Genomic DNA, 12,982 nt, shown 5'->3' on the forward strand with positions numbered 1-12,982 from the left:
GTTCAGGGCCGTCCGGTAGCGTCGTGTCGCGGTTCGGGACTGAACCGCCGGCGCTTCCCGGCCCGAAACGACAAATAGTCGTTTTATTTCAATTGCCTATTAGACGAAAAAGATAATGGCGATGCCACATTGGCTGCCCAGATTCGGCGAATGGGACGTCAATGCGGCTCACGTTTCGCTCACCGATTTTTTACGGCCACCTGACCTCCGGCGGCAGGCTGGACAGGATCGAAGCGACATTGCCGCCGGTCTTCAGGCCGAAGATGGTGCCGCGATCGTGAAGAAGGTTGAATTCGACGTAACGGCCGCGGCGAATGAGCTGCTCGTCGCGGTCGTCGTCGGTCCAGTTCTCGTTGAAATGGGCGCGAACCAGGTGTCCGTAGACGACAAGGAAAGAACGCCCGACATCCTGGACGAAGTTCAAATCGGCATTCCAACCGCCTTTCTCCTCCCCCGAATGCAGCCAGTCGAAAAAGATGCCGCCGACGCCGCGCGGCTCGTTGCGGTGCGGCAGATAGAAATACTCGTCGCACCAGGCCTTGAACTTCGGGTGGTCGGCGACCGCGGCATTCTTCTCGCAGGCGAACTGCATGGCTCGATGGAAGGCGACCGTGTCGGGGTGATCTTCCGTGCGGTTGCGGTCGAGCACCGGCGTCAGATCGGCGCCGCCGCCAAACCAGTGGCGCGACGTCACGACCATGCGGGTGTTCATGTGCACGGCCGGCACGTTGGGGTTCCAGGGATGCGCGATCAACGAAATGCCTGATGCCCAGAAGCTCGGGTCTTCCTCGGCGCCGGGCATCTGCTTCCTGAATTCGGGCGAGAATTCGCCATAGACGGTCGAAGTATGGACGCCGACCTTCTCGAAGACGCGGCCGCGCATCATCGACATGGCGCCGCCGCCGCCCTTTCCATTGTCGCGTTCCCACGGCGTCTTCTCGAAGCTGCCGGGCGACCATTCGGCCAGTGGTCCCTGCAGTTCCTGTTCGATCTGCTCGAAGGTTGTGCAAATGCGCTCGCGCAGCGTCTCGAACCAGAGCCTAGCCTTCATTTTCTTCTGTTCGATGTCGGGTGGCAGGCCTGCCGGTATTTCTGGTCGTTCCAAAATGCTGTCTCCGGTCGCGGCCGACAAAGGACCTAGTGGAGTGAATTTGACATTTGCACACAGCGTGGCGCAGGGCACGATGCAAATGTCAAATTCGAAAACTCCACCAGAAACATAAACTTGCTAGCGGTCCTTGTGATTCCAACATTCGCAACGGCGCCTGGGGATTAGGGAGGCGAATGTTGGAATCGGACCACTAGCCTTTTCCGGGCGCGATCCCTAATCTCTTAGGGGCAAGGGTCAAGTGTCATCTGGTTCGGCCCAGGAGTTCTTTCATGCGCACGCCGGCAAGACCGCCGCTGCATGGCCTGAAGAAAAGGCTCGATCGTTCACGCGCCGAGCGCGAGCGCATGCCGCGTGACGGGTTTTTGCGCGAGACCTTCGTCCTGCCGCGCCCGGATGCGCGGCTCAAGGCCAAGGAATGGTTCGAGCGTTTTCCCAAGCAGGCCTACTGGACCGAGATCGAAAGCTGGTTCGAGCGGCCGGGCGACGTAATCGAATTCACCATACGGCGGCTGCCCGCGGCGGATTAGGATTCCACAAGCAGTCGCCTTGCGCCCGGCCCTTGCGCACTCAAGCGATCTTCCCTGTTTCGCAGCGGGCATTTGTCGATCGACATGCAGCCGCAGCCGATGCAGTCGGTAAGGCCGTCGCGCAGCTTCTTTAGCTGAGTGATCTTGCGATCGAGGTCGTCGCGCCAGCCGGTCGACAACAGGTTCCAGTCCTCGCGCGTCGGGGTACGGCCTTCTGGCAGCGATTCAAGTGCGGCGCCGATCTCGGCCAGCGAGATGCCGACCTCCTGGGCGATCCGGATGATCGCCACCCGCCGCAGCACGTCGCGGCCATAGCGCCGCTGGTTGCCCGACGTGCGGTGGCTGCGGATCAGCCCGCGCGCCTCGTAGAAATGCAGCGCCGACACCGCCACGCCGCTGCGCATGGCCAACTGGCCGACCGTCAATTCCTTTACCGGAGCCATCTCGATTTTCCGCTTGACCTCAACTTAAGTTGAGCTTGTAGCCAGGAAATGTCGATAGGGTAATTGAGGAGAAGGCGATGTGCGCCTGGGTGAGAATGATGCAAGACGCAACGGCCGTTGGCGATGACGAGAACGCGTTGAAGGGTCTAGCCGAGCTGCCGGATGGCTTCACCGGCGACCATGGCGACCGACAGCGCGACGTTGATGCTGCGCGTGCCCGGCTGCATCGGGATCGTCAGCCGCGCATCCGCCGCCTGATGGACAGGATCCGGCACCCCAGCGGATTCGCGGCCGAACAGCAGGATGTCGCCTTGGGCGAAGCTGAAGCCAGTATAGGGGGTCGCGGCTTTGGTGGTGAGCAGCACCAGCCGGCAGGCTTGGCCCTTGCGCCAATCTTCGAAGGCGTTCCAGTCGACATGCCGGGTCAGGGCAGCCATTTCGAGGTAGTCCATCCCGGCGCGCTTGAGCGCTTTGTCGGAGAGCGGAAAGCCGGCTGGTTCGATGATGTCGGCGCCAAGGCCGAGGCAGGCGGCGAAGCGCAGGATTGTTCCGGTGTTGCCGGCGATGTCAGGCTGGTAGAGGGCGATGCGGAGACGGTGGTTCATTTCCGCGTCTTTCTAATAAGTGGCAGATCGGCCACAGCGGGTGGCTGGTTTTGGAAATTGCTGGACCTGCGGGTGGCCATTTTCTGCGAAGTCGATTATACCGCACGCATTGTCAACCCGAACCGATGGAGGGGTATTTCATGATGACCATGCACATCCAGCGCCCCTCCCGTGGGCTTACCTGCCTTCCGGCGGTTTCGGTACGACGATTTACCTGATTTTTTAGATCTGATCGCATCGATTCCCGCCGAACCCAATTTTCGGCTCTCGAAGGAATCCTGCGATGTTTTTCAACCGGTTAAAGGGGCCAAGCGCCCCAGCTGAGCATGTCGCGACCGAGGCCTATCCTCGTGTCTCGACGGATGCAATCCGTGCCTCCGGCCGAATGCCGGCGCATGACATTGCTTCGCCTTTTTATGTCTATTTTCACACGGAGGACGGACCGATGTTCGATCCCTATAAGATACCTGGTTCAAGAAGCCTGCACGAACGCAAGACAGCGACCTGGGCGTTGCTGGTCGGCGAGACCTATTCGTCGGCGGTTCATGCCGAGACGCGCCGGCGTCCGCATCGCGGCATGTTGCCTGATGTCGATTTCTCGCGTGCGGTTCCCGACCACAGCCGGCCGTCGCTGGTGCGCCGGATCATCCGGCTGATCCGGCCGGGCGCGAAAAACCGGACTGCTGGCGGCGTGCCGTCAGCTCAGTCGAAGGCTTCTGTCGGTGAAAAGCCCGCAAGTCCCTATATTGCGCGAAGCAGGACCGATGGCCCGGGTGATTCCGGGCCGTCGGTCCCCGCCGACGTACGGTCTGGGGACGCGGAGCGCCCCGGGGATTTTTCCCGCGCCGCATGAGCGGACAAAAGTTTTGTGAGCATCACTATGTTCAGCTGGTTTGAAAGAAGGCTCGATCCGTTCCCCGCAGCGGAACCGGTCGAGCCGCCGAAGACGCTGGTTGCCTTCTGCGTGCACTATACGCGCGGCGCCTGGCCATACATCATCGTCGACGCGGTGCTGGTGACGGCGATTGCCATCGCGGAAGTGTGGATGTTCGGCTTCATGGGCCACATCGTCGACTGGCTGTCCGGGCAGAACCGCGAAACCTTCCTGCAGACCGAGAGCTGGAAGCTTGCCGGCATGGCCTTCGTCGTGCTGTTCGCGCTGCCGGGTACGGTATGGCTGCATTCTTTGCTCAACCAGCAGACGCTGATGGGCAACTACCCCATGCGCATCCGATGGCAGGTGCATCGTTATCTCTTGAAGCAGTCGATGAGCTTCTACCAGGACGAATTTGCCGGCCGCATCGCCACCAAGCTGATGCAGACGGCACTCGCCGTGCGCGAATGCGTCATCAAGGTGATCGAGGTGCTCAATTACGTCATCGTCTATTTCCTCGGCATGCTGTTCATCGTCGGCTCGGCCGACTTGCGGCTGGCGGCACCTCTCGGCGTCTGGCTGCTCGGCTATATCGGGTTGTTGCGCTATATCATCCCGAAGCTGGGCAAGGTCGGCGAGGCGCAGGCCAATGCGCGCTCGACGATGACCGGCCGCGTCGTCGACAGCTACACCAACATCCAGACGGTCAAGTTGTTTTCCCATGCACGGCGCGAAGCAACGTTCGCGAGAGAAGGCATGGCAGGCTTCCTCGACACGGTCTACCGGTCGATGCGGCTGGTGACGGTGCTTTACGGGCTGCTCTATATCCTCAACGCGCTGCTCCTGTTTTCGGTGACGGCGCTGGCGCTGTGGCTGTGGCTCGGCCAAGCGGTGACGATCGGTGCCGTCGCCGTGGTCATCGGCCTCGTGCTCCGTATGTGGGGCATGTCGCAGTGGATCATGTGGGAAATGTCGAGCCTGTTCGAGAACATCGGCACGGTGCAAGACGGCATCGCCTCGATCTCGCTGCCGCGCCTGGTCGAAGACCGGCCGGGGGCGAAGGACATTGCCGTCACCAAGGGCGAGATCCGCTTCGACGACATTCGTTTCCACTATGGCAAGCAGAAGGGCGTCATCGAGAACCTGTCGCTGACGGTGAAGCCCGGCGAGAAAGTCGGCATTGTCGGGCGCTCGGGTGCGGGCAAGTCGACGCTGGTCAATCTCCTGTTGCGGTTCTACGACCTCGAGAACGGCCGGATCCTGATCGACGGCCAGGAGATCGCTTCGGTGACGCAGGATTCGCTGCGCGCGCAGATCGGCATGGTGACGCAGGACACTTCGCTGCTGCATCGTTCGGTGCGCGACAACATTCTTTACGGGCGGCCCGATGCGACGGAGGAAATGCTTGTCGAGGCAGCCGGGCGGGCCGAGGCGCTGGAGTTTATCGGCAGGCTTTCGGATCACACCGGACGTAAAGGGCTCGACGCTCATGTCGGCGACCGCGGCGTCAAATTGTCCGGCGGCCAGCGGCAACGCATCGCCATTGCTCGCGTTATGTTGAAGGACGCACCGATACTTATCCTTGACGAAGCGACGTCGGCGCTGGATTCCGAAGCCGAGGCCGCCATCCAGGAGAATCTCTACAAGCTCATGCAAGGCAAGACCGTCATCGCCATTGCGCACCGGCTGTCGACCATCGCGGCGATGGACAGGCTCGTCGTCCTCGACAAGGGCCGTGTCATCGAGGAGGGGTCGCACGAGGAACTCGTCGCCAGCGGCGGGCTCTACGCGCAGCTCTGGCAGCGCCAGTCGGGCGGGTTCCTGCTCGATGACGGTCCGGTCGATGCCGCCAATGACGCTGTTGCCAACGACATCGGCGTGAAGGGTGAAGCCGCAGAGTGATGACGTCAGCATGATGACAGCCGTCTATCGCTGGTTCGAGGACTGGGTCTATCCGTTCAGGGAGCCGGCGGACCTTCGGCCACCGCCAAGCGTCGGCGGCTTCCTCTGGCACTATGTCGGCCAGGCGAAGTTCGCCTTCTTCGCCATGCTGGTCATCGGCGGCATCGCGCCGCTGATCGAGGCCGGGCTTTTCTACTTCGTCGGGCGGCTGGTCGATATTCTCGATCAGCTTCCCGGCGAGCGCAGCTGGGACGCGCTGTGGACCGCCGCCGGGCCTGAGCTTGTCTTCATGATCGCAGTGGTGCTGGTCATCCGCACCATCGTCGTCGGCCTGTCGGCGCTGGTCAACGAACAGACGATCACGCCGGGGTTCTACAATCTGGTGCGCTGGCAGGCGCACCGGCACGTATCGCGCCAGTCCTACACCTTCTTCCAGAACGATTTCGCCGGCCGTATCGCGACAAAAGTCTGGCAGGCGGGGCAGGCGACCGGCGACCTGATGGAGAGCTTCATCGAGGTCATCTGGTTCATGCTCATCTATACGGTGACGACCTTGGCGCTGGTCGCCGGGCTGGATCTGCGCCTGGCCGTGCTGGTGGTGATCTGGATCCTCGCGTTCGCCTGGCTGGCCAAGCTCTATCTGCCCTCGATCCGCAGGCATGCCGAGGCCACGGCTGAAGCTGGCTCGATGATCAATGGGCGCATCATCGATTCCTATTCCAACGTGCAGACGCTGAAGCTATTCTCGGCCGACGGCGACGACCGCTACATCAAGAACGGCTTCGACATCTATCTCGATGCACTACGGCCCTTCACCCGCCGGCTGACCGGCGTGCGCATGGCGCTGACGACGCTGTCGGGCATCATGATCACCGCGATTGGCTGCTTTGCCGTCTATCTCTGGGTCGAAGGGTCGATCACCGTCGGCGCCGTCGCGTTCACGCTGTCGCTGGTCTTGCGGCTCAACATGCTGCTCGGGCGCGTGATGATGCAGCTCAACGGCATATTGCGAAATCTCGGCGTCCTGGAAAACTCCAAGGCGCTGATCTCGCAGCCGCTTGGCCTTGTCGATGCGCCGGATGCGAAAGAGCTTGTCGTCGCCGGCGGCCGCATCGAGGTGAAGAATGTCGAGTTCCACTACGGCAAGGGTTTTGGCGTGCTGAATGGCATCGACCTTGTGGTCAAGCCTGGCGAGAAGGTCGGGCTGGTCGGGCCGTCCGGTGCGGGCAAGACGACCTTAGCCAATCTCATCCTGCGCCTCTACGACCTCGAGAGCGGGAAAATCCTGATCGACGGGCAAGACGTCGCCGAGGTGACGCAGAACTCGCTGCGCGCCAATATCGGCGTGGTCAGCCAGGACACGGCGCTGTTCCACCGCTCGCTACGCGACAACATCAAGCTCGGCATGCCGGATGCAACTGACGCCGAGGTGATCGCGGCGGCGAAGAAGGCCGAGGCGCACGAGTTCATATTGGGCCTGCGCGACAACCGGGACCGTACCGGCTACGAGGCTTTTGTCGGCGAGCGCGGCGTGAAACTGTCGGGCGGCCAGCGCCAGCGCGTCGCGATCGCCCGCGTCTTCCTCAAGGATGCGCCGATCCTGATCCTCGACGAGGCGACCTCGGCGCTCGATTCCGACATCGAGGCGGCGATCCAGGAGAATTTGGCCAGGCTGATGGAGAACAAGACGGTCATCGCCATAGCGCACCGGCTGTCGACCATCGCCGCGCTCGACCGTCTTGTGGTGCTGGACGGAGGCCGCATCGTCGAACAGGGCACGCATGACGAGCTGGTGGCGCTCGACGGGCTCTATGCGCGGCTGTGGAAGCGGCAGTCCGGCGGCTTCCTCTACCACGAGGAAAGCGTGCTGGAAGAGACACAGCCGGCGGAGTAGGGCATGGCAGGGTCGCCTGATGTCGGCTGCGTCCTCAAGCGGCTGCGGCCAACCGCGCCGGCCTTCGATGCGCTGAAGGAGGAGAGCCGGCTGGAGGGCTACTGGATGCTGGTGCGGCTGGCGGATGGCTGGGCAGGCGGCTGCAATAAGTTCCTGAAACGAGGCGAGGCGCTGTTTGGCGCATGGCATGGCCGAGAACTCGCTGGTGTGTGCGGGTTGAACATCGATCCTTATTTCGAAGGCAGGGACCACGGCCGGGTCAGGCACCTGTTCGTCAGCGCGCGTCATCGCCGCAGCGGCGTTGGCCGCATGCTGGTCGAGACCGTCATTGACAGGGCACGTCAGCATTTTGCCGTGCTGAACACCCGCGCGCCACAAGGAGCCTTTGGGTTCTATGAACGGCTTGGCTTCCAGCCGGTGGTGGGCGAAGAATTCGTCACGCACCGCATGATGCTCTCTCAAGACAGAAAAGGAGGCTGAGATGTCACTGCGTCCGCCATCCCTAGGCGCCTCGGCTGCCGAAGCCGCGTTCGACGCCCACGGCCATGAGATACTGGCTGAAAAGGCCGCAGCGCTCGGCCGTGCCGGCCAACGGGTCGAGGAAACGCTGGCCAAGCTCCGTCAGAACAACGACGACGAGGAGCAGCGACCGCGGCTGCTCAAGGAGGCTGCCGCAGCGGTGCACGCCTATTTCATCCAGCGTGAACTCTGCGGCCTGCGCCGGCATGAGTCGGTCATCCGCGAATACGATATCCCAAGGGCCGTGCTGGTCAGGCTCGGTGCAAGCTAGAGGTCACCAGCCGGCAACAATCATTCCAGCCATTCGGTGATGAAGCTGCCGTTTTCGTGGATGTCGGTCGTTTCGAGCGGGCCTGGGCCAAGATTGGTGAATTTGTGCGGCGTATCGGGCGGCACGATCAGGATCTGGCCGGCCGTGGCCTCGATCTGCTGGTCGCCGATCGTGAACAGGCCGGTGCCTTGCCGGATGATGAAGATTTCACAATAGGGATGCGTGTGCAGGCGCGGGCCGCCGCCAATCTCTTCCTGATAGTTGAAAATCAGGCAGGAGTTGGAGTCGTAGGCGCCGCATTGCAGTTCGCCCTGCCAGCGGCCGGGCGTCCTGGTCCAGGTCTCGCGGTCGATAATATGTGCCATGCCGGCGAGACTAGATCACGGCAACCTGTCCTGTCGAGACAGGCGGGGAGCCTCGGATTTGCTTATATTTCCCTGTTGTTTAGCCGCCTTTGCCGACCTTTGGGCATCTGGCCAACTGACGCGCTGTTCTGTCCCCGCGACAATCTGCCCTTGTGGCTTCAGCCCGCTGGACAAAAACGGGCTTCACGCATAAACCGAAATCCAAATGCCGGAGGAATTCGCTAGCTTGTTCGCCATGCGCTGTCGGGCCGGCGCGATGGAGCGGGGACAAAGCTCGGCCGCCGGCTCGGAAGAGGCGAAAGGATCAGGCACCCGTGAGCGCAACCGACACCCAGGATCCCAACCGTCGTGATTTTCTCTACGTCGCCACCGGCATGGCCGCAGTGGTTGGCGCAGGCGCCGTTGCCTGGCCCTTCATCGACCAGATGCGCCCCGATGCCTCGACGCTGGCGCTGGCCTCGGTCGAGGTCGACGTCGCCTCGCTGACGCCTGGCATGTCGCTGATCGTCAAATGGCGCGGCAAGCCGGTCGTGGTGCGCAACCGCACCGAGCAGGAGATGAAGGACGGCGAGGCCGTGAACCTTGCCGACCTCAAGGATCCTATTGCCCGCAACGCCAATCTGCCCGCCGATGCGCCGGCGACCGACGCCAACCGCACCACGCCCGGCAAGGAAGCCTGGATGGTGATGGTGCAGGTCTGCACGCATCTGGGCTGCATTCCGCTTGGCCAGGAAGGCGATTTCGGCGGCTGGTTCTGCCCGTGCCACGGTTCGGTGTACGATACCGCCGGCCGCATCCGCAAAGGCCCGGCGCCGGAAAACATGGCCGTGCCGGTATTCAAGTTCATTTCCGATACCAAAATCCTTATCGGTTGAGGCAGGGGATATTTCGATGAGCGAGGGACACTCGACCTATACGCCCAAGACCGGTATCGAACGCTGGTTCGACGCCCGCATGCCGCTGCCGCGCATGGTCTATGACAGCTTCATCGCTTATCCGGTGCCGCGCAACCTCAACTATGCGTGGACCTTCGGCGGCATCCTCACGATCATGCTGGTGGCGCAGATCCTGACCGGTATCGTGCTGGCCATGCACTATACCGCCGACACCAATCTCGCCTTCAATTCGGTCGAGAAGATCATGCGCGACGTCAATTCGGGCTGGCTGTTGCGCTACATGCATTCCAACGGCGCCTCGTTCTTCTTCGTCGCCGTCTACATCCACATCTTCCGCGGGCTTTATTACGGCTCCTACAAGGCGCCGCGCGAGCTGCTGTGGATCCTCGGCTGCATCATCTATCTGCTGATGATGGCGACCGGCTTCATGGGCTATGTGCTGCCCTGGGGTCAGATGAGCTTCTGGGGCGCCACCGTCATCACCGGCTTCTTCAGCGCCATTCCGCTGGTCGGAAACTGGATCCAGGAACTGCTGCTCGGCGGTTTTGCCGTCGACAACCCGACGCTCAACCGCTTCTTTGCGCTGCACTATTTGCTGCCGTTCATGATTGCCGGCGTCGTCGTGCTGCACGTCTGGGCGCTGCACGTGGTCGGCCAGTCGAACCCGACCGGCATCGAGGTGAAATCGAAGACCGACACCGTTGCCTTTACGCCCTATGCGACCATCAAGGATGCATTCGGCATGATCGTGTTCCTGTTCTTCTTCGCCTATTTCGTCTTCTACCTGCCGAACTTTCTCGGCCATCCGGACAATTACACGATCGCCAACCCGCTGAAGACGCCGGCCCACATCGTGCCGGAATGGTACTTCCTGCCGTTCTACGCGATCCTGCGCGCGATCACCTTCAACATCGGGCCGATCAACTCCAAGCTCGGCGGCGTGCTGTGCATGTTCGGCGCCATCGTCATGCTGTTCCTGGTGCCGTGGCTCGACACCTCCAAGGTGCGCTCGGCGGTCTACCGGCCCTGGTACAAGCTGTTCTTCTGGCTGTTCGTCGCCGACGCTGTCCTGCTTGGCTGGCTTGGCTCGCAGCCGGCGGAAGGCGGCGGTCTGTTGACCCTCCTGATAGGTGAGGTCTCGGGCAACTATGTTGGCTACGCTCAAGCGGCGACACTGTTCTACTTCGCCTTCTTCCTCGTCATCCTGCCGGTGCTTGGCCTGATCGAGACGCCACGCAGACTGCCGAATTCGATCACCGAGGCGGTGCTGGAGAAGAACAAGGGTGCCGGAGGGGGACATCCGGCCGGTGCGACCGCCGCGCCGGAAACCAAAGGCTGAGTGAGAATCTAAGGGGATTTGGCATGAAAAAGATTCTCACCTCGCTCGCCCTGCTAGGCGTGTTTGCCGCTGGCATCGGAGCCGTCGGCAGTGTGGCGATCGCCGCTGAAGAGGCGCACAACGCGGCGGCACCGACGCATTTCCCGATCCACGAGCCGAAGGAGATGGACTGGACTTTTGCCGGTCCGTTCGGCACCTACGACAAGGCGCAGCTGCAGCGTGGCCTGAAGGTCTACAAGGAAGTCTGCTCGGCCTGCCACTCGATGAATTTGGTGGCGTTCCGCACGCTGGAGGACCTCGGCTATTCGGAAGCGCAGATCAAGTCGCTGTCGGCCGAGTACACCATCCATGATGGACCCAACGATGCCGGCGACATGTTCGACCGGCCGGGCAAGCCGTCCGACCATTTCCCGGCGCCGTTCGCCAATGAGGAGGCGGCTGCCGCTTCCAACGGCGGCGCTGCCCCACCGGATATGTCGCTGCTGGCCAAGGCGCGCGGCGTCGAGCGCGGCTTCCCGCGCTTCGTCTTCGACATCTTCACGCAATATGCGCAGGGCGGCCCGGACTACATCCATTCGCTGCTGACCGGCTACGACGAGACGCCACCTGCCGGCATGGTGATCCCCGAAGGCACCCACTATAATCCATACTTCATGTCCGGCGTGTCGCTGAAGATGCCCAAGCCGCTCTCCGATGGCCAGGTCACCTACGATGACGGTTCGCCGCAGACGATCGACCAGTATTCGCGCGACGTCTCGGCGTTCCTGATGTGGGCGGCCGAGCCGCATATGGAAGACCGCAAGAAGACCGGCTTCCGCGTGCTGGTGTTTCTGCTTCTGTTCGGGGCGCTGATGTATCTGACCAAGCGCAAGGTGTGGGAAGGCGTGGCGCACTAAGCCGCATCTTATTCCTCGGAAATGGAAAGGGCGTCTTCGGACGCCCTTTTTGCTTGCCAAACCGGACATGGTTCGCATCTTGGCGCAGCAGCCGTCCAGTAAGAAGTCCGTTGGCACGGCGCCATGCGATTGGTATTGCACGCGCGCCCGGCGGATCGCCGGCTAGAGGGGCATTTGGATCGATGATGCGGCTACGCGACTGTCACAACTTTTCCGATTTCCGGCGCATGGCCCAGCAGCGGTTACCGGGGCCAATCTTCAACTACATCGATGGCGCGGCCGACGACGAGGTCACCTATCGCCGCAACACCGAGAGTTTCGAGCGCTGCGACCTCGTTCCCAGCGTGCTGCGCGGGGTAAGTGAGATCGACATGTCTGTGACGGTGATGGGCCAGAAGCTGGCCATGCCCGTCTATTGCTCGCCGACCGCCTTGCAGCGGCTGTTCCATCATCAAGGCGAGCGCGCGGTGGCTAAGGCTTCGGCCAAATTCGGCACTATGTTTGGCGTGTCCTCGCTCGGCACCGTCAGTCTTGAGGAAGCGCGCAAGATCAGCAGCAGCCCGCAGGTCTACCAGTTCTATTTCCACCGGGATCGCGGCCTCAACCGGGCGATGATGCAGCGGGCGAAAGCGGTTGGCGTCGAAGTGATGATGCTGACCGTCGACAGCATCACCGGAGGCAACCGCGAGCGCGACAAGCGCACCGGCTTTGCCATCCCCTTCAAGCTCAACCTTGCCGGCATGCTGCAGTTCGCGCTGAAGCCGGGCTGGGCGATCAACTATTTCACCCATGAGGGGTTCAAGCTGCCGCAGCTCGACGAGCATGTCGACATGGGCGGCGGCACGATGTCGATCAGCCGCTACTTCACCGAGATGCTCGATCCGTCGATGACTTGGGACGATGTTGCCGAGATGGTCAGACTGTGGGGAGGTCCGTTCTGTCTCAAGGGCGTCATGTCGGTGGAGGATGCCAAGCGCGCCGTCGAGATCGGCTGCAGCGGCATTGTGCTGTCCAACCATGGCGGCCGGCAGCTGGACGGCTCGCGGGCGGCGTTCGACCAACTGGCCGAGATCGTCGATGCCGTCGGCGACAGAATAGACGTCATCATGGATGGCGGCGTGCAGCGCGGCACCCATGTGCTGAAGGCGCTGTCGCTCGGCGCCAAGGCTGTTGGCGTCGGCCGCTATTATCTGTTCCCCCTGGCGGCGGCCGGCCAGCCGGGCGTAGAGCGGGCGCTGGAGCAGATGCGGGTCGAGATCGAGCGCGGCATGAAGCTGATGGGCTGCAGTTCGATCGAACAATTGTCGCGCAACAACCTCCGTTTCAGGTAATCTCGACCC

At 62.2% G+C, this 12,982-nt stretch carries 14 protein-coding genes; 10 read left to right on the forward strand and 4 right to left on the reverse strand.

All coding sequences use genetic code 11. The features are described from left to right. Positions 1-190 precede the first annotated feature (190 nt). Positions 191-1,105, reverse strand: a complete 915-nt coding sequence (gene hemF, locus X751_RS155690; protein WP_023686143.1) for an oxygen-dependent coproporphyrinogen oxidase — start codon at positions 1,103-1,105, stop codon at positions 191-193. Positions 1,106-1,380: 275 nt separating this feature from the next. Here hemF and X751_RS155685 point away from each other — a divergent pair, with 275 nt between their 5' ends. Further along, positions 1,381-1,638 (forward strand): hypothetical protein, encoded by a 258-nt coding sequence (locus X751_RS155685; RefSeq protein ID WP_023683688.1) that lies wholly within the window; start codon positions 1,381-1,383, stop codon positions 1,636-1,638. Here X751_RS155685 and soxR read toward each other — a convergent pair. Both soxR and X751_RS155675 read right to left on the reverse strand, forming a co-directional pair. Further along, the gene (gene soxR / locus X751_RS155680) at positions 1,635-2,081 is read right to left on the reverse strand and encodes a redox-sensitive transcriptional activator SoxR (protein ID WP_023691595.1); all 447 of its coding nucleotides are present in this window, start codon (positions 2,079-2,081) and stop codon (positions 1,635-1,637) included. The two genes, X751_RS155685 and soxR, sit on opposite strands and share 4 nt — an antisense overlap. A 146-nt stretch (positions 2,082-2,227) precedes the next feature. Beyond that, positions 2,228-2,686 carry a tRNA (cytidine(34)-2'-O)-methyltransferase gene (locus X751_RS155675; protein ID WP_023744284.1) on the reverse strand — a complete coding sequence of 153 codons (459 nt, stop codon included), beginning with the start codon at positions 2,684-2,686 and terminating at the stop codon, positions 2,228-2,230. A 445-nt stretch (positions 2,687-3,131) separates the two neighbouring features. Between X751_RS155675 and X751_RS0132910 the strand changes: the two genes are divergently transcribed. Genes X751_RS0132910 through X751_RS155655 form a run of 5 tightly spaced genes read left to right on the forward strand, consistent with a single transcriptional unit; the run spans position 3,132 to position 8,146 of the window. Continuing rightward, positions 3,132-3,539 carry a hypothetical protein gene (locus tag X751_RS0132910; RefSeq protein ID WP_023744285.1) on the forward strand — a complete coding sequence of 136 codons (408 nt, stop codon included), beginning with the start codon at positions 3,132-3,134 and terminating at the stop codon, positions 3,537-3,539. Positions 3,540-3,566: 27 nt separating this feature from the next. Further along, positions 3,567-5,462 carry an ABC transporter ATP-binding protein gene (locus X751_RS155670; protein ID WP_023713950.1) on the forward strand — a complete coding sequence of 632 codons (1,896 nt, stop codon included), beginning with the start codon at positions 3,567-3,569 and terminating at the stop codon, positions 5,460-5,462. Between the two features lie 10 nt (positions 5,463-5,472). After that, positions 5,473-7,356, forward strand: a complete 1,884-nt coding sequence (locus X751_RS155665) for an ABC transporter ATP-binding protein (RefSeq protein ID WP_023744286.1) — start codon at positions 5,473-5,475, stop codon at positions 7,354-7,356. 3 nt (positions 7,357-7,359) lie between these two features. Further along, entirely contained in the window at positions 7,360-7,836 is a 477-nt protein-coding gene (locus X751_RS155660) for a GNAT family N-acetyltransferase (protein WP_023744287.1), read from the forward strand. 1 nt (position 7,837) lies between these two features. Next, positions 7,838-8,146 (forward strand): DUF6665 family protein, encoded by a 309-nt coding sequence (locus tag X751_RS155655; RefSeq protein WP_023744288.1) that lies wholly within the window; start codon positions 7,838-7,840, stop codon positions 8,144-8,146. Between the two features lie 20 nt (positions 8,147-8,166). On the opposite strand, the gene X751_RS155650 is transcribed toward X751_RS155655, so the two are convergent. After that, the gene (locus tag X751_RS155650) at positions 8,167-8,511 is read right to left on the reverse strand and encodes a cupin domain-containing protein (protein ID WP_023683696.1); all 345 of its coding nucleotides are present in this window, start codon (positions 8,509-8,511) and stop codon (positions 8,167-8,169) included. Positions 8,512-8,825: 314 nt separating this feature from the next. Between X751_RS155650 and petA the strand changes: the two genes are divergently transcribed. The 4 genes from petA (at position 8,826) to X751_RS155630 (ending at position 12,973) form a co-directional block, all read left to right on the forward strand. Next, positions 8,826-9,386 carry a ubiquinol-cytochrome c reductase iron-sulfur subunit gene (gene petA, locus X751_RS155645; RefSeq protein WP_023670027.1) on the forward strand — a complete coding sequence of 187 codons (561 nt, stop codon included), beginning with the start codon at positions 8,826-8,828 and terminating at the stop codon, positions 9,384-9,386. 16 nt (positions 9,387-9,402) lie between these two features. Next, on the forward strand, positions 9,403-10,746 hold the full coding sequence (locus tag X751_RS155640) for a cytochrome b N-terminal domain-containing protein (RefSeq protein ID WP_023670028.1): 1,344 nt from the start codon (positions 9,403-9,405) through the stop codon (positions 10,744-10,746). 23 nt (positions 10,747-10,769) lie between these two features. Then, positions 10,770-11,642, forward strand: coding sequence for a cytochrome c1 (locus X751_RS155635; protein WP_023670029.1), 873 nt, complete (start codon positions 10,770-10,772; stop codon positions 11,640-11,642). 185 nt (positions 11,643-11,827) lie between these two features. Then, positions 11,828-12,973 carry an alpha-hydroxy acid oxidase gene (locus X751_RS155630; protein WP_023744289.1) on the forward strand — a complete coding sequence of 382 codons (1,146 nt, stop codon included), beginning with the start codon at positions 11,828-11,830 and terminating at the stop codon, positions 12,971-12,973. Positions 12,974-12,982: the final 9 nt, after the last annotated feature.

The sequence above is a fragment of the Mesorhizobium sp. LNJC394B00 genome (assembly GCF_000502555.1).
GTDB lineage: Bacteria > Pseudomonadota > Alphaproteobacteria > Rhizobiales > Rhizobiaceae > Mesorhizobium.

What these genes read in the sequence shown, in the direction of transcription:
- X751_RS155635 (WP_023670029.1), top strand. Translation starts at nt 10,770, where the DNA reads ATGAAAAAGATTCTCACCTCGCTCGCCCTGCTAGGCGTGTTTGCCGCT.
- X751_RS155655 (WP_023744288.1), top strand. Translation starts at nt 7,838, where the DNA reads ATGTCACTGCGTCCGCCATCCCTAGGCGCCTCGGCTGCCGAAGCCGCG.
- X751_RS155660 (WP_023744287.1), top strand. Translation starts at nt 7,360, where the DNA reads ATGGCAGGGTCGCCTGATGTCGGCTGCGTCCTCAAGCGGCTGCGGCCA.
- X751_RS155670 (WP_023713950.1), top strand. Translation starts at nt 3,567, where the DNA reads ATGTTCAGCTGGTTTGAAAGAAGGCTCGATCCGTTCCCCGCAGCGGAA.
- X751_RS155630 (WP_023744289.1), top strand. Translation starts at nt 11,828, where the DNA reads ATGCGGCTACGCGACTGTCACAACTTTTCCGATTTCCGGCGCATGGCC.
- X751_RS0132910 (WP_023744285.1), top strand. Translation starts at nt 3,132, where the DNA reads ATGTTCGATCCCTATAAGATACCTGGTTCAAGAAGCCTGCACGAACGC.
- X751_RS155685 (WP_023683688.1), top strand. Translation starts at nt 1,381, where the DNA reads ATGCGCACGCCGGCAAGACCGCCGCTGCATGGCCTGAAGAAAAGGCTC.
- X751_RS155650 (WP_023683696.1), bottom strand. Translation starts at nt 8,511, where the DNA reads ATGGCACATATTATCGACCGCGAGACCTGGACCAGGACGCCCGGCCGC.
- X751_RS155640 (WP_023670028.1), top strand. Translation starts at nt 9,403, where the DNA reads ATGAGCGAGGGACACTCGACCTATACGCCCAAGACCGGTATCGAACGC.
- X751_RS155675 (WP_023744284.1), bottom strand. Translation starts at nt 2,686, where the DNA reads ATGAACCACCGTCTCCGCATCGCCCTCTACCAGCCTGACATCGCCGGC.
- X751_RS155665 (WP_023744286.1), top strand. Translation starts at nt 5,473, where the DNA reads ATGATGACAGCCGTCTATCGCTGGTTCGAGGACTGGGTCTATCCGTTC.
- soxR (WP_023691595.1), bottom strand. Translation starts at nt 2,081, where the DNA reads ATGGCTCCGGTAAAGGAATTGACGGTCGGCCAGTTGGCCATGCGCAGC.